Source organism: Pontibacter flavimaris (assembly GCF_001907195.1).
Classification (GTDB): domain Bacteria; phylum Bacteroidota; class Bacteroidia; order Cytophagales; family Hymenobacteraceae; genus Pontibacter; species Pontibacter flavimaris.
In genome coordinates, this window is sequence record NZ_LVWA01000005.1 from 588,038 (window position 1) to 605,447 (window position 17,410).

Genomic DNA, 17,410 nt, shown 5'->3' on the forward strand with positions numbered 1-17,410 from the left:
TATAAAAAGTATAAGCCAAAGGTATGGTAAAGCAGTGGTTACAGACAAACCTGAAAGGAGACTCGGTGCTGTGGGGCATCGTGATCGCGTTCTCGCTGATCAGCGTGGCCGTGGTATACTCTGCCACAGGTACACTGGCTTACAAGAAAATGGAGGGTAACACCGAGTACTTTCTGTTTAAGCATACTTTCCTGATCCTGGTCGGGCTGGCCTTTATGTGGATGGCCCACAAGATCCCGTACCGCTTTTACTCCAAGCTGTCGCTGGTGGCCCTGGTCGCCTCGGCGCCCCTGCTGATCATCACCTATTTCTGGGGCTCCAACATAAACGAGGCCTCCCGCTGGATCACGATCCCGGTGATCAACCAAACGTTCCAGCCTTCGGATTTGGCCAAGCTGGCCCTGATTTCTTACCTGGCGAGCATGCTGTCCAAGAAACAGCAGTTCCTCAACGACTGGAAAGCGACACTGCTTCCGATGCTGGGATGGACAGTGTTTATCTGTGGCCTGATCGCCATGACCAACACCTCCACGGCGGTGTTGCTTTTTGCTACGTGCCTGTTGCTCATGTTCATTGGGCGCGTGCCGATAAAATACCTGGCTATTGTGGTGCTGATTGGTGTAGTGGTAGGCGGAACCGGCCTGGCATTGGGCCAGCGCATGGACACGGCCATCAGCCGGGTGGAGGACTTCATGAACCCGAACGAGGTGCCCTTCCAGCTGGAGCAATCTTACATCGCCATTGCCACGGGCGGCCTGGTGGGCAAAGGCCCGGGAAACAGCGACCAGCGCGATATCCTGCCGCACCCCTACTCGGATTTTATCTATGCCATTATCCTGGAGGAGTATGGCCTGTTTGGAGGCGTTTTTGTCTTGTTCCTATACCTGGCGCTGCTTTACCGTGGCCTGGTAACGGTTAATAAAAGCGATGGCGCGTTTGCCGGCCTGCTTTCGGCGGGACTGAGCTTCAGCCTGGTGCTACAGGGGATGGTTAACATGGCCGTGGCCGTGGGGTTGGGGCCGATCACGGGCCTGCCGCTGCCACTGCTAAGTATGGGCGGTACCTCCCTGATCTTTACCGGGATCTCCATCGGGATTATACTTAGCGTGAGCCGCCAGGATATAAACGAGGAGCGTGCCGTGGGTTCAGCAGCCGTGAAATCACCTTTAAAAGCACCTGCAAATGCCTAAGCAGGAAAGACCATATCGCGTGATCATCAGCGGCGGCGGCACCGGCGGGCATATTTACCCGGCTGTGGCCATTGCCAATAGGCTGCGCGAGGTAAACCCGGAGGCGGAGATTCTGTTTGTAGGCGCGCAGGGTCGAATGGAGATGACGCGCGTGCCGGAGGCAGGCTACAAAATCGTGGGTCTGTGGATCAGCGGTCTGCAGCGAAGACTGACGCTGGACAATCTGTCGTTCCCGCTGAAGGTATGGAAAAGTGTGCGGGCATCGCATAAAATCATAAAAGACTTTAAGCCTGATGCCGTGGTGGGTGTGGGGGGCTATGCCAGCGGCCCGCTGCTGTATGCGGCAACGGCACAAGGCATTCCGGCCCTGATCCAGGAGCAGAACTCCTACGCGGGCATCACCAACAAACTGCTGGCCAAACGGGTGCAGAAAGTATGCGTGGCTTATCCCAACATGGAGGTCTTTTTTCCGGCCGAGAAGATCGTGCTGACCGGCAACCCGGTACGCTCCGACATTATGCAACTGACCGGGAAACGCGAGGAAGCGTTGCAGCATTTCGGGCTGAGCCCGGAGAAGAAAACAATATTAGTGATTGGCGGAAGCCTGGGCGCGCGCACCATCAACCAAAGTATAGCCGCTAACCTGCGAAGTATAGCCGACGCCGGTTGCCAGTTGATCTGGCAGACCGGGAAGCCTTTTTTTCTGCAGGCGCAGGAGCTGGAGGCAAAGTATAAAACTGAGGGAATCCATGCGCTGGATTTCATCAAGCGGATGGACCTGGCGTATGCCGCCGCCGATGTGGTGATCTCGAGAGCCGGCGCGCTTTCTATCTCGGAACTTTGCTTGGCCGGAAAACCCGCGGTGCTGGTGCCGTCGCCAAACGTGGCCGAAGACCACCAGACCAAAAATGCCATGGCACTGGTGCAGCAGGACGCAGCCCTGCTGGTGCGGGATGCAGAGGCGATGGAGAAACTGGTGCCGACGGCGCTGGGACTTTTAAAAGACGAAAAGGAGCAGCAGCGTCTGCACCAAAATATACTGAAAATGGCCCGCCCGAACGCGGCGGCCGACATTGTAAACGAATTGGTAAAACTGATCAAGTGAAACTGGAGGACTACAGCTATATCTACTTCCTCGGCATTGGCGGCATCGGCATGAGCGCCATTGCCCGCTGGTTCAGGGCCAAAGGCTTTCCGGTGTGGGGCTACGATAAAACCCGCACCGCACTGACCGAGGCGCTGGAGCAGGAGGGGATAGCTGTGCACTATGAGGACGATGTGGCGCACCTGCCGCAGGAGATCCTCCAGCACAAAGACCAGACCCTGGTGGTGCTCACGCCGGCCATACCTGCCGAGCACGCCGAGTGGAATTATCTGAAAGAGCAGGGCTATACCATCAAGAAACGCTCGGAGGTGTTGGGCATCATCACGGCTTCCGCTTATACGGTGGCGGTGGCGGGTACGCACGGCAAAACCACCACCTCCAGCATCGTGGCGCACCTGCTGCACCACGCCGGAGTGGACTGCTCCGCTTTCCTGGGGGGCATTGCCACTAACCTGAACTCCAACCTGCTGATTGGCAAGGGAGCGGCCGAAAAAGAAGTGGTGGTAGTGGAGGCCGATGAGTATGATCGCTCGTTCCTGACGCTCTTTCCGGATATTGCCATCGTAACTTCCGCAGACCCAGATCATTTGGATATCTATGGTGATAACGAGGAACTGATCCGGACTTTCCAGCGGTTCATTAGCCAGGTCAAGCCGGGTGGTTTCCTGTTTCTGCACGAGGCCACCGACCCGCGCCTGACAGCGCTAGTGCAGGAGGGGGTGCAGGTGTACAAGTATAGCCTGCGCAGCGGCGATGCCCATGTGGCGCACCTGCAGGTGAACGGTCGTTGGTTTGAGTTTGATGTGGTGAGTCCATTTGGGGATATGGCAGGCGTGAGGCTGGGTGTACCCGGGTTCCACAATGCCGAGAATACCCTGGCGGCCATCCTGGCGGCACAGGTGCTGCAGGTGCCGGCTCAAAGTATAAAGGCCGGAGTTGAAGCATTTGCCGGCGTGAAGCGCCGCTTCGAGTTTGTGTATGAAGGCCACGGCAAAGTATACATCGACGATTACGCGCACCACCCGAAGGAGATTGATGCCTTTATGGGTTCATTACGAGCGCTTTATCCAAACAAGAAAATAAAAGTGATATTTCAGCCGCACCTCTTTACCCGCACCCGCGACTTTGCCGCGGAGTTTGCCCAGAGCCTGAGCAAGGCCGATGAGCTGGTGCTGCTCGACATTTACCCGGCGCGCGAGAAACCGCTTCCGGGCGTTACTTCAGGCATCCTGCTTGAGCAGGTGACGAGCCCTGTGAAGGTGCTGCTGCACAAAGAGGAAGTTGTGGAAAATTTGCTCAAAAACGGCGATTTTGACGTGCTGGCAACCGTTGGCGCCGGCGATATTGACACGCTGGTGAAGCCTATCAGAAATTTTTTAGAAAATAACGGGTATGGGCTTGAATAGTAGAATAAAATCTTTAATTTTTGCATGTTGTAGCATCCTGTCGATTGGGGCTATTGCAGGTTTTGCGTCTTCCAGACAAAATGAAAAAATCTGTAAAAAAGTGTCAATAAAAATTGATAATGAGTACAACAATTACTTTATTGGGGATAAGGAAGTTCGGGGTTTGCTAACACGAGAAGGTGAGCGAAAACTCGAAGGCCTCCCCAACCAGAACATTGACCTGAAAAACCTTGAAAAGCGCATAGAATCGCATAAATTTGTGAAGGATGCCGAGGTCTACAGAGGGTTAGATGGCAACATCCAGGTATTTGTAAAACAGAACAGGCCTATTGCTAGAATTATACGATCAGATCAGGATGTATACATCGACGCTGAGGGGAACATTCTCCCCCTCTCCGACAGGTACACGGCACGTGTAATCCCAATAACCAAGTCAGCTCTTATAAAGCCAACTGACCGAGGATTCTTCAAGGATTCCTTAGGCCACTCATACCTTTCTTTGCTCCAGTTCATCGAGAACGACGAGTTTTGGAAGGCACAGCTTGCCCAGATGCACATAGATGGCAAGGGCAAGGTGTCTTTTCTGCCGCAGGTGGGCGAACACATCATTGAGTTCGGAAAGCCCGATAAGGTGGAGGAGAAATTTAAGAAGTTAGCCATACTTTACAAGGAGGTGCTGCCAACCATGGGCTGGGAGCGCTACAAGCGGGTTAACGTGGAGTACGAAGATCAGATAATTTGCGAATAACAGACAGAGATATGCAGAACGACAAAATAGTAGTAGGCTTGGATATTGGGACAACCAAGGTTTGCGCACTTGTAGGTCGGAGAAATGAGTTTGGCAAGCTCGAGATATTGGGCATGGGCAAAGCCGTGTCGGAGGGAGTGGTGAGAGGCATTGTGAGCAATATCGATAAAACCGTCGAAGCCATCAAGAAGGCCATCCGTCAGGCCGAAGAGCAGTCAGGCATCAACATCGGCGTGGTGAACGTGGGCATTGCGGGGCAGCACATCAAGAGCCTGCAGCACAACGGAAGCATCACACGCCAGGTTTCGGATGACGAGATCACGGTGGAGGATGTCAACCGCCTCACCAACGACATGTACCGGCTCGTAACGCCTCCGGGCAGTGAGATCATCCACGTGATGCCGCAGGAGTATAAGGTGGACTATGAGGAAGGCATCGTGGACCCGGTGGGTATGTCGGGCGTGCGCCTGGAGGGCAACTTCCATATCATCACGGCCCAGTCTAACGCCATCAACAACATCAACAAGTGCGTGCTACGCGCAGGCTTGGAGGTGGACCAACTGATCCTGGAGCCGCTGGCGTCGAGCATGTCGGTCCTGAGTGATGAGGAGAAGGAGGCAGGTGTGGCACTGGTGGATATTGGCGGTGGTACAACTGACCTGGCTATATTCAAAGACAATATTATACGCCACACGGCAGTTCTTCCTTTTGGGGGCAATATCATCACCTCTGATATTAAGCAGGGATGCATGGTGATGCAAAACCAGGCGGAGCAGCTGAAGATGAAGTTCGGACGCGCCATTGCCGATGAGGCCTCTGAGAATGAGATCGTCTCTATACCTGGCCTGCGCGACCGTACGCCGAAGGAGATTTCCCTCAAGAACCTGGCCTACATCATAGAGGCCCGGATGGAGGAGATCGTGGAGCTGGTTTACGCGGAGATCGTGCGCTCGGGCTACGCCAATAGCCTGGCCGGCGGCATCGTGATTACGGGCGGAGGCGCGCAGCTTCAGAACCTGGTGCAGCTGGTCGAGTACATCACCGGCATGGATACCCGCATCGGCTATCCGAACGAGCACCTGGGCAGATCCAAGGTAGACGCCGTGAAAGGACCCATGTTCGCGACCAGCGTTGGCCTTGTGCTGGCAGGTTACCACCCACTGGACCAGCGCGTGGAGCGCCATTCCGGGGTGACGGAGCAGGTGTATAACAACACCAAAGCGGTCGAGCCAAAGAGCAGCGCAGCAAACAACAACAGTGGCGGAGGGCTGCTGCAGAAGCTCAAGGGCTTCTTATCAGACGACATAGACTAAAAAACTTATCAACCCATAATAAGCAGGAGAAATTAGTATGACATCAGCATATGCATTTGACTTGCCGGCCGGCGGCAAGTCCATCATCAAGGTGATAGGCGTCGGGGGCGGTGGTAGCAATGCCGTGAACCACATGTACAATCAGGGTATCAAAGATGTGGAGTTCATCATCTGTAACACGGATGCGCAGGCGCTGCAAAGTGCTGCTGTGCCAAATAGGCTGCAGATCGGCGAAAACCTAACCGAAGGCCTTGGAGCCGGCGCAAACCCTGAGAAAGGTAAGCAGGCGGCTTTGGAGAGCAAGGAGGAAATTCGTGAGATGCTCAGCAACGATACCAAGATGGTGTTCATCACGGCTGGTATGGGTGGAGGTACCGGAACAGGTGCTGCTCCTGTTATTGCCAGGGTTGCGAAGGAACTGGGTATCCTGACAGTGGGAATCGTGACGGCTCCGTTTGCCTTTGAGGGTAAGAAGAAAAAGATCGCCGCTGAGAACGGCGTAAAAGAGCTGAGCGACAACTGCGACACGATCCTGGTGATCCTCAATGACAAGCTGCGCGAGATGTTTGGCAACCTGACCATCCGTGAGGCTTTCGCCAAAGCTGATAACGTACTGACGACTGCCGCTAAGTCTATTGCGGAGATCATCACGGTTACGGCTGAGGTAAACGTTGACTTTGAAGACGTTAAAACTGTAATGAAAGACTCTGGTGCAGCAGTGATGGGTTCTGCGACAACAGAGGGCGAGGGCCGTGCCCTGCGTGCCGCCGAGGAGGCTCTTTCTTCTCCATTGCTGAACAACACCGATATCCACGGGGCACAGAAGATCCTGCTTTCTATCATGTCTGGTGAACAGGCCGAGCTGGAGATGGATGAACTGACGGAGATCACAGAATATATCCAGGACAAGGCTGGCCAGGAGGCTGAGGTGATCTTCGGCCATGGCATTGACTCTACGCTGGGCCAGAGCATCCGCGTTACTGTTATCGCTACTGGTTTCGCTGCCGATGCCGAGAGCATCATTGAGCCAAAGAAAACCGTATTTGACCTGAATAGCCAAAAAAAAATTGAGGTAGCTGAGCCTGCTAAGCCAGAAGTTGCGCCGGAGATCACGACGTTCGCGAAGCCTGTTGCGCCGGCTCCGGTGGCTGCTCCAAAGCCTGCCGCCCAGCAACCGAACAACTACGAAGGAACTGCGCCGCGTCGTCCGGAGCCAGTGCAGCCGCAGCAGCCACAGCGTATTGTGTTTGAGTTGGATGGCAGCTCTCAGAACGATGCTTTCCAGAACAACAACTACCGCGAGGAAGAAGCGCGTCAGGCCCGTGAGCAGCGTGAGGCGGCACAGCGCCTGGCAGAAGAGCGTGAGCTGATGCAACGCCGTGCCGAGGAGCGTCGTGAGCGCCTGCGCATGCTGAGCTCTGAGACGACGTCTGAGGCCATGAAGGAGAAGTTGGAAGTACCGGCTTACCTGCGCCGCAACGTGGCGCTTGACAGGGTAGCACACTCTTCCGAGCGTAATATCTCCCGCTTCAACCTGAACGACGATAACGAGATCCTGGGCGATAACCGTTTCCTGCACGATAACGTGGACTAGGTTTTACTCGTGTTAAAATAGAAAAAGGGGCTGCAGTTTTTACTGCAGCCCCTTTTTTTATACTTTATAATCTAAGTTGGGATGTTTGTGGAAGCTTAGGTTTCTACCTGGCCTCTTCATCTGTCTTAAGAACTTATTCTTGGGCTATACTTTTATACTTGTCTGCATCAGGTTTTACGGGATGAAGTGGCGAGCCGGGCTTTATACCTGAATTATACTTTTCCTCTCAAGTTATACTTTATACTTCCTTCCTTTTTCTGGTGCAAGTCTTCAGACTTCTACCTATCATGGCGTCGGGTTTGCAACCCGAGTAGCTTGAATAGCCAAACTTATACTTTGGCTGTGCAGCTATACTTTAATACTTAAGTTATACTTTATACTTCCCTGGCGCAAGCTGAAAGTCCCGGAGCATTTCGGGGCGTCCGCTTGTGCCTTTTATACGCCATACTTGCCAGTTTATACTTCCGCTGGCGCGGGCTTGCAGCCCGTGTCTTTTTATTCATTTGGTTTTAAACCCGACTGGCTCACAGTGTCATACTTTTATACTTCTTGTTCCAGACATCTTTGCCCCGAACCACGTCCGCTATACTTACTTGCTGCTATACTTTATACTTTCCTAGCGCAAGCGTCCGCTTGTGTCTTCCATAGCCGCCACTTCATGCAACTTGAACCAAGCTATCCTTACTAGCTGCCGCTGATCCACAGCTTTACAACCTGCTCGTTCCATTTCATACTTTGGCTCCCTCCAGGCCGGGAGGCCTCGTTTTCCCGCTCGGCGCTGGGAGCTTTTCCTTTGCTCCTGACGTCGCAATGCCCTTACGGGCACCGGAAAAACTCGCATAAGAGGGCCCCTACCCCCGGCGCCTCACAGAAAAACTGGGATCAGATTCGATAGCTGCTGCCTTTGCTGTCATTTCGAGCAAAGCGAGAAATCTCTTGTAGAATTCCAGATAGATCTCTCATTTCATTCGAGATGATAATAAAGTATAACAAGTATAACTTCCTCCCCTGTTTTGGGGGTAGGGGCCCTCGATAAAAGGGGAGGGTTGGGGTGGGGTGAAATTCTGGACAAGCCTCATTTCCCGAACTTGTCTCGGGAGAGGCGGGGGAATGCAATCTCCTGCAGAGGCAAGGACTGGTATCAGTTTCGAAAGACCCGGCTTAAGCTATGCCATAAGTATAAGTATAAGTATAAGTATAAGTATAAGTATAAGTATAAGTATAAGTATAAGGACGGGGTAATCGCAACTTAAAATTTATACTTATAAACCGTCAGAATTTCAGGAGTTGCTCTACATGCTGCTCCAACAGCTCCTGGTAAAGTTTGTTGCTGATCTGCTTGCCATCGAAGTTCTTTTCAATGTGGGCCATCTTCAGGCGCATAGCCATGACATGCATGCCCAGGTAATTGAGCACGTCTGACAGGTGACTTAGGGCCAGGCCGCTGCCCTGCATTCCGGAGGAGAGCCCGATAAGAGCGCCCTTCTTATCCTTGAACGTGTTAGGGTAGGAAAGCCCGTCGATAAAGGCCTTTAGTACCCCGGGGAAGGAGGAGTTATACTCCGGCACCACAAACACAAACTTATCCGACGCAGCGATCAGGGAGGAGAGCTTGTTGAACGCCTCGTTCTTGCCCGTGTTGTCGTAGAGGGCTGACACGGTAAAATCAGCGGGCAGGTCTGCCAGGTCCAGTATCTGGTATGCTACACCATGCTGCGCGAGTTTACCGGCGTAAAGGTCTAAAATGGCTCTGGAATAGGACAGGGGCCTGTTCGTGCCCGATATCAGTGTAATCATGGGTTGTGTTTTGTTACAACTACTGCTAAGTGGGTGGTTTTAATACGTAACCTGATTTACCGCTGTAGGTTTTGGGTGCACGTATACTTTGGGAATGTTTTAAAAGTATAACGATCCCCGGACTAATAAAAGCAAAAAGGCGAGAACAGTAGCTGCCTCGCCTTTTCTATTCTTTATCGCTTCAACTACAGGTTCTCTGAGGTAGCCTTGGCAAAGATGAACTCGCTGCGCAGCATATCGATGTTCTCCAGCGAGATGCCAACCGGGCACTCAACAGCGCAGGCGCCAGTGTTGGTGCAGGAGCCGAACCCCTCGATGTCCATTTGGGCCACCATGTTCTCCACGCGTGTCTTGCGCTCCGTTTTACCCTGCGGCAGCATCGAGAGCTGCGATACCTTCGCACTAACGAACAGTATGGCAGAGGCATTCTTACAGGCCGCTACGCAGGCGCCGCATCCGATACAGGTTGCTGCATCAAACGCCTTGTCGGCAATAGACTTCGAGATCGGAATGGTGTTAGCATCCGGCACGCCGCCTGTGTTAACGGAGACATAACCACCGGCCTGCTGGATACGGTCAAAGGCAGAACGGTCCACCACCAGATCTTTGTGCACCGGGAAGGCGGCAGCTCTCCAGGGCTCGATCGTGATCGTGTCGCCATCCTTGAAGTGGCGCATGTGCAGTTGGCAGGTGGTGGTGCCACGCTCCGGTCCGTGCGGGCGGCCGTTTATAAAGAGGCTGCACATCCCGCAAATTCCCTCACGACAGTCGTGGTCGAATGCAACCGGGTCTTCTCCCTTGAGCAGCAATTCTTCGTTAAGCACGTCCATCATCTCCAGGAAAGACATATCCGGGGAGATGCCCTTTATAGGGTAAGTCACCATTTGGCCTGGTGAATTTCTATCTTTTTGGCGCCAAACCTTTAGTGTAAGGTCCATTGGTTTAGCATTTGGATTACTTCCAGCCATTTTCTTATTAATTACGATGAATTAAGAATCACAAACTAAGAACTGTAAATCGTCTGTTTCCAGCGCCTTTACTATTCTTAATTATTAATTACGCATTACTTATAGCTGCGCTGTGTCAGCTTCACGTTCTCGAACTTGAGGTCTTCCTTGTGCAGCACCGCGTCGTTTCCAACTCCGGTAAATTCCCAGGCTGCTACATAGGCAAAGTTCTCATCGTCGCGCAGGGCCTCGTTCTCCGGTGTCTGGTGCTCCTCCCTAAAGTGGCCACCGCAGGATTCCTCTCTGTGAAGGGCGTCGTCCACCATCAGTTCACCCAGCTCCAGGAAGTCGGCCACACGGTTTGCTTTCTCCAGCGTGATGTTCAGCTCTTCGTTCACGCCCACTACTTTTACATCGCGCCAGAACTCATCGCGCAGCTTGCGGATCTCCTGCTTGGCAAATTGAAGCCCTTCGGCATTACGGGCCATACCGCAGTACTCCCACATGATATGCCCGAGTTGCTTGTGGAAATCATCCACCGTGCGCTGGCCGTTGACGGAGAGCAGTCTGTTGTTGATGTCGATTACGTTCTGCTCAGCCTCTTTGAACGCAGGATGGTCTGCCGGTACTTTATCGTAAGGCATTTTGGCCAGGTAATCACCGATGGTGTAAGGCAGTACAAAGTATCCGTCTGCCAGGCCCTGCATCAGGGCAGAAGCCCCGAGGCGGTTAGCGCCGTGGTCAGAGAAGTTGGCCTCTCCGGCGGCGTATAGTCCTGGCACGTTCGTCATCAGGTTATAATCTACCCAAAGGCCACCCATGGTATAGTGAACAGCCGGGTAAATGCGCATCGGTCTTTCGTAAGGGTTCTCGTCCGTGATCTTGGCATACATCTCGAAGAGGTTGCCATACTTGGCGGCAATGGCAGGCTGGCCCTCGCGCTTGATAGCATCGGCAAAGTCAAGGAAAACGGCAAGGCCAGAGGCGCCAACACCGCGTCCTTCGTCGCAAACCAGCTTGGCGTTGCGGGAGGCCACGTCGCGCGGCACCAGGTTACCAAAGGCAGGGTACTTGCGCTCCAGGTAGTAATCACGGTCCTGCTCGGCTATGTCTTTAACGGTGATCTCGCCTCTGCGCAGTCTTTCCGCCGTTTCCACTGTCTTCGGTACCCATACACGGCCATCGTTACGCAGCGACTCCGACATCAGCGTCAGTTTGGACTGGTACGTACCGGAAACCGGGATACAGGTAGGGTGGATCTGGGTGTAGCACGGGTTGGCGAACAAGGCACCTTTCTTGTAAGCTCTCCAGGCGGCCGTGGCGTTGGAGCCCATGGCGTTGGTAGAGAGGAAGAACACGTTGCCGTAGCCACCTGTTGCCAGTACCACGGCGTGGGCGCTGTGCGACTCGATCTTGCCGGTAATGAGGTTACGCACCACGATACCGCGTGCTTTGCCATCTACCAGCACCAGGTCCAGCATCTCGGTGCGGGGATACATTTTTACCTTGCCGTAAGCGATCTGGCGGTTCAGGGCAGAGTAGGCACCCAGCAGCAGCTGCTGTCCGGTTTGGCCGCGGGCGTAGAACGTACGCGATACCTGCGCGCCACCGAATGAGCGGTTGGCCAGCAGCCCGCCGTAGTCACGGGCAAAAGGAACACCCTGCGCCACGCACTGGTCGATGATGTTTACCGATACCTGCGCCAGGCGGAATACGTTTGCCTCACGGGCGCGGTAGTCGCCACCTTTGATGGTGTCGTAGAAAAGACGGTAGATAGAGTCGCCATCGTTCTGGTAGTTTTTGGCAGCGTTGATACCGCCCTGTGCCGCAATGGAGTGCGCGCGGCGGGGAGAGTCCTGGAAGCAGAACGCCTTTACGTTATAGCCCAGTTCTCCGAAAGAGGCAGCAGCCGAAGCACCGGCAAGGCCCGTACCCACTACAATAATATCGTATTTACGTTTGTTGGCCGGGTTAACCAGCTTCACATCGAATTTATGCTTGTCCCACTTTTCGGCTAAAGGGCCTTCCGGGATTCTAGAATCTAATATCATAGCAACTATGTATAGCTTTTAATTACACAAGGAAGAAGAAGTACAGCGGAATGACGGCGAAGCCAAGGCACACGAGGATAGAGAAGGCCACACCGAACTTCTGGATGAACGGCGTATACTTCTTGTGATCCAGGCCAAGCGACTGGAAGGCGCTCTGGAAACCGTGGATCAGGTGATACGCCAGGGCCACCATGGAGATCACGTAGATAGCCACGTACCACCAGATCTGGAAGGACTCTACCACCCTCAGGTAAAGGTTGTCATACTCCACGTCCTCGATCACGACACCGTCCAGGCCGCCAAAGCGAGCCGGCACGAAGAAGTTCCAGAGGTGGATGATCAGGAACACCAGGATGATCGTGCCCAGCAGGCCCATGTTGCGGGAGGCCCAGGAGCTGTTCTCTTCCGGGTGGTTGTTCGCGTAACTCACAGGGCGGGCCGCCTTGTTGCGGCGGGTCAGCACAAGCGCATCGTAGATGTGGAACACAAAGCCCAGCACAAGTATGATCTCCATCACGCGGATGATCGGGTTGCTCGCCATGAAGTGAGAGTACACGTTAAAAGCCTCGCCTCCATCGTTACGGAACAACTGCAGGTTGCCAATCAGGTGCACTACCAGGAAGGAGCAAAGGAACAGACCCGTGACAGCCATTATGATCTTTCGCCCGACTGTACTGGAAAACGTTTTAGTAAACCAATTCATCTGTGTTTATATAGGTTAAAGTGAAATAAGCGTAAGTTTTTACCGCTCAAAGGTACATTGGGGGCAAGTAGAAAGCAATTTTGATATCATATTTTGAATCAATCTAAATTGATATCCGTAACTCCAATAATCTACATCCTTTCCCCTTCAACTGATCTATAAAGACAACATTTTAGTATAAAGTTAGTTTAAGATTATACTATATTTACTGCCTAACGCAATTCATCTATGCTTAAACTTATACGCCTCAAGTATCTGCTGCATGGTAGTCTGTTGTGGGTGTTGATTTTGTTGCTGTTGGGTGCTTCCTCGGAGGTGCAGGCTACGCATATTAGGGCAGGGGATATTACGGCCAAGCGGGACACGACGCCGAACCCCAACCCCCGCCGCTTTTTCTTTACCATGATTATCTACACCAACCATTTCTCGCAGGCCGAGGACCCGGAGGTGACAATCTATACAGGATCTGGCAATACCACCCTTACCGTACAGCGCAAGTCTGTCACCCCCATCAACTCGGAGACCGACAGGGAGGTGTTTGAGTGGGAGTTTACCTATCCTTCGGATGGCAACTATACGACTTACTGGATCGGGGAGAACCGCGACAACAACATCCTGAACATGGCAGCGCCATCAGACCAGCGCTCGTTCTTCATTTCCACTACCATCGATATCAACGCCCTGCGTGGCTTTAACTCCACCCCGGTGCTCACCGTGGAGCCGATCGACGATGCGGCCATGTTCCGCAGGTTCGTGCACAACCCCGGTGCCTACGATGCCGACGGCGACAGCCTTGCCTTTAAGCTGATCGCGCCGCGTTACCAGCAGCCCAGCGGCGATATTGCCGTGGTGCCGGGCTACCGCCACCCCGACCAGGTGGCCAATTGCCGCACCTCGGATGATAGCGGCCCTGCCTTTTTCACGCTCGATGTGTTTACCGGCCAGCTTACCTGGGATGCGCCCTGCCTTGCCGGCAGGTATAACATCGCCTTTGTGGTGGAGGAGTGGCGGCGCGGCCCCGGAGGCGGCGCCGTGAAGATAGGCGAGGTGGTGCGCGACATGCGCATCAACGTAGAGGAGAACGAGAACCGGCCACCCGTGCTGCAGCCCAAGGATACCTGCGTGGTAGCCGGCACCACCCTGCGCGGCATCGTGCGGGCCACAGACCCTGACGGGGACCTGATTAACCTGACCGTGGCGGGTAGCGGCATTGTGCCGCCGGCCACGTTCGAGCAGAGGACCAACAACCCGGGCTCAGCCACAGGTCTGTTTATCTGGAACACCACCTGCGAGGATGTGCGCGAGGCCCCGTACCAGGTCGTTTTCCGTGCCGAGGACGTGCGGCCAAACGGCGATGAGCGTTTGGCGGACCTGCAGCCCTGGAACATCCGGGTGATCGGGCCGCCGCCGCAGAACCTCGACGCCACCAGCGCAGACCGGAACGTCACCCTGACCTGGGATTCCTACATCTGCCAGAACGCAGACAAGATTCGCATCTACCGCCGCGAGGGGCCAAGCAACTTTGTGCCGGAGGAGTGCCAGACCGGCGTGCCGGCCTCCACAGGCTACGTGCTGATAGGGGAGGTGGATGCCGGAGAGGTGACCTTCTTCGATGACGACCCGAACCTGAAAGCCGGTGTGGAGTACTGCTACATCATATACGCCACCTTCCCGGCGCAGCCGCGCGGCGAGAGCCTAGCCTCCCTGGAAGTATGCGTGGTGATCGACCAGGACATCCCCTACTTAACGAATGTAACCGTAGACGAGACAGACCAGGCCAGCGGGCAGATCACCGTGAAGTGGTCTCAGCCGATAGAGGTGGAGAAACTGACCCCGCCGCTGGAGTACAGGCTATACCGCAAGGTAGGCATGGAGGCCGGAGCTGGCTTTACCGAGGTGAAGCGCACCCGCAACATGGCCGACACCACGTTTGTGGACAAGGGGCTGAACACCGTGGAAAACGCCTACCGTTACCGCCTTGAGTTTTACCAGACACCGCGGCCGGGAGGCCAGCCAACCGTGCTTCGGGATAGCGCCGAGGCATCGAGCGTGTACCTGGAAGCAGCGCCCGCCGAAGGTGATGCGAAAGAGATTGGCCTGAACTGGACCTACGATGTGCCGTGGAAGAATGAGGTGCTGCAGCATTATATCTATCGCCGCACAGCAGACGGGCAGTTTACCTTGATAGACAGCGTGACGGCTACTACAACGGGAGGCTCTTACACGGATGCCGGTGCGTTCAACGGCGAGGAACTGGTGCGCGGGCAAGAGTACTGCTACTATGTGCAAACAGCCGGCACCTACGAGATAGAGGGGCTGCCGGAACCGCTGCTCAACAACAGCCAGCTGGTGTGCATCACGCTGCCGAAGAACATTTGTCCGCCGGAGCTAAGTATAACACAGCTCGACTGTAACCTGTTTGCCCAGAACCCGACCGAGCCGCCGTACGAGAACGTGCTGAACTGGCTGCCGGATACTTCCCCGGACTGTACCCAGGAGATTGCCTATTACACCGTATACTTTAAACCAACGTTGGATGCCGAGTATACCCGCCTCGATACCACCACCGCCACAACGTACACGCACAGCGGGCTGCAATCCTTCGCGGGTTGCTATGTGGTAACGGCCACGGATGTGACCGGTCGTGAAAGCGCGTTCAGCAACGAGGTGTGCAACGATAACTGTATCTCGCTTATACTTCCGAACATCATCACCCCGAACGGTGATAACCTGAACGACGTGTTCCGGCCTAAGGTAAAGGCCTTTATCAAGAGTATGAGCTTTAAAGTATACAACCGTTGGGGCGTGCAGGTGTACGACGGCGGAAAGGTAACCGAAGGGGAAGGCCGCTACATTAACTGGCCTGGCGTTGATAACGACGGCATTCGCCTGACCGACGGCACCTACTACTACGAGGCAGAAATTGAGTTTTATACTTTAGACCCGGCCAAGGCCCGCGCCACCTACAAAGGCTGGGTGGAGATTGTACGCTAATGAAAGAATTACCAGACCTGGAGCAGCTGCAGGGGAGGCCCGTTGTGTTTTACGACGGCACCTGCGGCTTTTGCCAGGGCAGTGTGCAGGTGGTACTGAAGTACAACAAACGCCAGGATTTATACTTTGCCGCCCTGCAGTCGGGGGTGCTGGAGGCGCTGGTGCCCGGAGCCCAACTCCCTGACCCTATGCCCGATTCCATACTTTTCTATGAGAAGGGCAAGGTCTACACCGAGTCTGAGGCGGCCCTGCGCATTGCCGGTTACCTCGACTTTCCGCTGTCCATACTTGCTGTGTTCCGCATTATTCCTGTATCTTTCCGCAATTTTGTGTACCGGCTGGTGGCCCGTAACCGCTACCGCATAGCCGGCCGCACCGAATCCTGCATGCTGCCAAGCCCCGAGCAAAGGGCCAGGTTTGTGGGAGGATTCTAATTGTTGAATGGCTACATTGTTGAATGACTACTTTAGAAAAGTATAAATCTGGTAAGTATAGATTTATACTTTGAGCATCGATCTAGTCATAGTTTAGCCATTTAGTAATCAGAGGAAGAATCGAATAACGAAAAACTAATAACGAGCAACGAATGAAAGCATACGTTTTCCCGGGACAGGGTTCTCAGTTTGTAGGGATGGGCAAAGACCTCTACGAGCAGCACGAAGAGGCAAAGCAGCTTTTCGACAAGGCAAACGAGATCCTGGGTTTCAACATCACCGAGATCATGTTCAACGGCACCGACGAGGAGCTGAAGCAAACCAAAGTGACGCAGCCGGCCATTTTCCTGCACTCGGTGGCGCAGGCGGCCGTAGCCAAGGATTTCGCTCCGGATATGGTAGCGGGCCACTCGCTGGGCGAGTTCTCGGCACTGGTGGCCAGCAAAGTGCTGAGTTTTGAGGATGGCCTTCGACTGGTGTACAAAAGAGCCATGGCCATGCAAGCGGCCTGTGAGGCGAACCCCTCCACCATGGCCGCCATACTTGGCCTGGACGATGCGAAGGTAGAGGAAGTATGCGCTTCTATTGAAGGTGAAGTGGTGGTAGCAGCCAACTATAACTGCCCCGGCCAGCTAGTGATCTCCGGCTCGAATAAAGGCATCGAAATAGCCTGCGAGAAAATGAAAGAGGCGGGTGCCAAGCGTGCGCTGCCGCTTCCGGTGGGTGGCGCGTTCCACTCGCCGCTCATGAAGCCGGCCGAGGAAGAGCTGGCCAAAGCCATCGAAGAAACCACTTTCTCACAGGGCATTTGCCCCATCTACCAGAACGTGGACGCCCAGCCGCACACGGATCCGCAGGAGATCAGGCAGAACCTGATCAAGCAGCTGACGGCGCCCGTACGCTGGACACAATCGGTGCAGCAAATGGTAGCCGATGGCGCCACCCATTTTGTGGAATGCGGTCCGGGCAAAGTACTGCAGGGCCTGGTGAAGAAAATAGAACGTACTGCCGAAGTGAGTTCTGCCGAGTAGGCATCTGGCCAAAGTATAGAAGTATAAGTATAAACGCCCTCTCTGGCCTTTGCTGGGGAGGGCGTTTATACTTTCATAAAAAGAAGTATGAATTGTT

At 54.2% G+C, this 17,410-nt stretch carries 14 protein-coding genes; 10 read left to right on the top strand and 4 right to left on the bottom strand.

From position 1 onward, the window contains the following. Positions 1–23 precede the first annotated feature (23 nt). From A3841_RS10745 to A3841_RS20705, 7 genes are all read left to right on the top strand, one after another. Positions 24–1,190, top strand: a complete 1,167-nt coding sequence (locus A3841_RS10745; RefSeq protein ID WP_073852306.1) for an FtsW/RodA/SpoVE family cell cycle protein — start codon at positions 24–26, stop codon at positions 1,188–1,190. After that, entirely contained in the window at positions 1,183–2,295 is a 1,113-nt protein-coding gene (gene murG, locus A3841_RS10750) for an undecaprenyldiphospho-muramoylpentapeptide beta-N-acetylglucosaminyltransferase (RefSeq protein WP_073852307.1), read from the top strand. The genes A3841_RS10745 and murG overlap by 8 nt, the downstream gene beginning before the upstream one ends. Further along, positions 2,292–3,701, top strand: coding sequence for a UDP-N-acetylmuramate--L-alanine ligase (murC, locus tag A3841_RS10755; protein ID WP_073852308.1), 1,410 nt, complete (start codon positions 2,292–2,294; stop codon positions 3,699–3,701). The genes murG and murC overlap by 4 nt, the downstream gene beginning before the upstream one ends. Next, positions 3,688–4,449, top strand: a complete 762-nt coding sequence (locus tag A3841_RS10760; protein ID WP_073852309.1) for a cell division protein FtsQ/DivIB — start codon at positions 3,688–3,690, stop codon at positions 4,447–4,449. The genes murC and A3841_RS10760 overlap by 14 nt, the downstream gene beginning before the upstream one ends. Before the next feature lie 11 nt (positions 4,450–4,460). Further along, on the top strand, positions 4,461–5,762 hold the full coding sequence (ftsA, locus tag A3841_RS10765) for a cell division protein FtsA (RefSeq protein WP_073852310.1): 1,302 nt from the start codon (positions 4,461–4,463) through the stop codon (positions 5,760–5,762). Positions 5,763–5,799: 37 nt separating this feature from the next. Further along, positions 5,800–7,356 carry a cell division protein FtsZ gene (ftsZ, locus tag A3841_RS10770; protein ID WP_073852311.1) on the top strand — a complete coding sequence of 519 codons (1,557 nt, stop codon included), beginning with the start codon at positions 5,800–5,802 and terminating at the stop codon, positions 7,354–7,356. 1,110 nt (positions 7,357–8,466) lie between these two features. Next, a complete protein-coding gene (locus A3841_RS20705; protein WP_262502572.1) occupies positions 8,467–8,598 on the top strand; it encodes a hypothetical protein in 132 nt (43 codons plus the stop codon). A gap of 30 nt (positions 8,599–8,628) precedes the next feature. On the opposite strand, the gene A3841_RS10780 is transcribed toward A3841_RS20705, so the two are convergent. The 4 genes from A3841_RS10780 to A3841_RS10795 all read right to left on the bottom strand — a co-directional run bounded on the left by A3841_RS10780 (position 8,629) and on the right by A3841_RS10795 (position 12,854). Continuing rightward, positions 8,629–9,153 (bottom strand): NADPH-dependent FMN reductase, encoded by a 525-nt coding sequence (locus A3841_RS10780; RefSeq protein WP_073852313.1) that lies wholly within the window; start codon positions 9,151–9,153, stop codon positions 8,629–8,631. 185 nt (positions 9,154–9,338) lie between these two features. Next, positions 9,339–10,091 carry a succinate dehydrogenase/fumarate reductase iron-sulfur subunit gene (locus A3841_RS10785; RefSeq protein WP_073852314.1) on the bottom strand — a complete coding sequence of 251 codons (753 nt, stop codon included), beginning with the start codon at positions 10,089–10,091 and terminating at the stop codon, positions 9,339–9,341. 125 nt (positions 10,092–10,216) lie between these two features. After that, on the bottom strand, positions 10,217–12,151 hold the full coding sequence (locus A3841_RS10790) for a fumarate reductase/succinate dehydrogenase flavoprotein subunit (protein ID WP_073852315.1): 1,935 nt from the start codon (positions 12,149–12,151) through the stop codon (positions 10,217–10,219). A 22-nt stretch (positions 12,152–12,173) separates the two neighbouring features. Further along, a complete protein-coding gene (locus tag A3841_RS10795; RefSeq protein WP_073852316.1) occupies positions 12,174–12,854 on the bottom strand; it encodes a succinate dehydrogenase cytochrome b subunit in 681 nt (226 codons plus the stop codon). A 228-nt stretch (positions 12,855–13,082) separates the two neighbouring features. On the opposite strand from A3841_RS10795, the gene A3841_RS10800 reads away from it, so the two are divergent. The 3 genes from A3841_RS10800 to fabD all read left to right on the top strand — a co-directional run bounded on the left by A3841_RS10800 (position 13,083) and on the right by fabD (position 17,313). Then, positions 13,083–15,848 carry a T9SS type B sorting domain-containing protein gene (locus tag A3841_RS10800; protein ID WP_235861362.1) on the top strand — a complete coding sequence of 922 codons (2,766 nt, stop codon included), beginning with the start codon at positions 13,083–13,085 and terminating at the stop codon, positions 15,846–15,848. Next, the gene (locus A3841_RS10805; protein ID WP_073852317.1) at positions 15,848–16,282 is read left to right on the top strand and encodes a thiol-disulfide oxidoreductase DCC family protein; all 435 of its coding nucleotides are present in this window, start codon (positions 15,848–15,850) and stop codon (positions 16,280–16,282) included. The genes A3841_RS10800 and A3841_RS10805 overlap by 1 nt, the downstream gene beginning before the upstream one ends. Positions 16,283–16,434: 152 nt before the next feature. After that, complete coding sequence (gene fabD / locus A3841_RS10810; protein ID WP_073852318.1) at positions 16,435–17,313, top strand: ACP S-malonyltransferase; 879 nt, start codon at positions 16,435–16,437, stop codon at positions 17,311–17,313. Positions 17,314–17,410: the final 97 nt, after the last annotated feature.

Excerpts from the sequence above, each read along its gene's own strand:
- A3841_RS10760 (WP_073852309.1), top strand. The coding sequence starts at position 3,688 with ATGGGCTTGAATAGTAGAATAAAATCTTTAATTTTTGCATGTTGTAGC.
- A3841_RS10790 (WP_073852315.1), bottom strand. The coding sequence starts at position 12,151 with ATGATATTAGATTCTAGAATCCCGGAAGGCCCTTTAGCCGAAAAGTGG.
- murG (WP_073852307.1), top strand. The coding sequence starts at position 1,183 with ATGCCTAAGCAGGAAAGACCATATCGCGTGATCATCAGCGGCGGCGGC.
- ftsZ (WP_073852311.1), top strand. The coding sequence starts at position 5,800 with ATGACATCAGCATATGCATTTGACTTGCCGGCCGGCGGCAAGTCCATC.
- A3841_RS10780 (WP_073852313.1), bottom strand. The coding sequence starts at position 9,153 with ATGATTACACTGATATCGGGCACGAACAGGCCCCTGTCCTATTCCAGA.
- A3841_RS10795 (WP_073852316.1), bottom strand. The coding sequence starts at position 12,854 with ATGAATTGGTTTACTAAAACGTTTTCCAGTACAGTCGGGCGAAAGATC.
- A3841_RS10800 (WP_235861362.1), top strand. The coding sequence starts at position 13,083 with ATGCTTAAACTTATACGCCTCAAGTATCTGCTGCATGGTAGTCTGTTG.
- A3841_RS10785 (WP_073852314.1), bottom strand. The coding sequence starts at position 10,091 with ATGGACCTTACACTAAAGGTTTGGCGCCAAAAAGATAGAAATTCACCA.
- ftsA (WP_073852310.1), top strand. The coding sequence starts at position 4,461 with ATGCAGAACGACAAAATAGTAGTAGGCTTGGATATTGGGACAACCAAG.
- A3841_RS20705 (WP_262502572.1), top strand. The coding sequence starts at position 8,467 with ATGCAATCTCCTGCAGAGGCAAGGACTGGTATCAGTTTCGAAAGACCC.
- A3841_RS10745 (WP_073852306.1), top strand. The coding sequence starts at position 24 with ATGGTAAAGCAGTGGTTACAGACAAACCTGAAAGGAGACTCGGTGCTG.
- A3841_RS10805 (WP_073852317.1), top strand. The coding sequence starts at position 15,848 with ATGAAAGAATTACCAGACCTGGAGCAGCTGCAGGGGAGGCCCGTTGTG.
- fabD (WP_073852318.1), top strand. The coding sequence starts at position 16,435 with ATGAAAGCATACGTTTTCCCGGGACAGGGTTCTCAGTTTGTAGGGATG.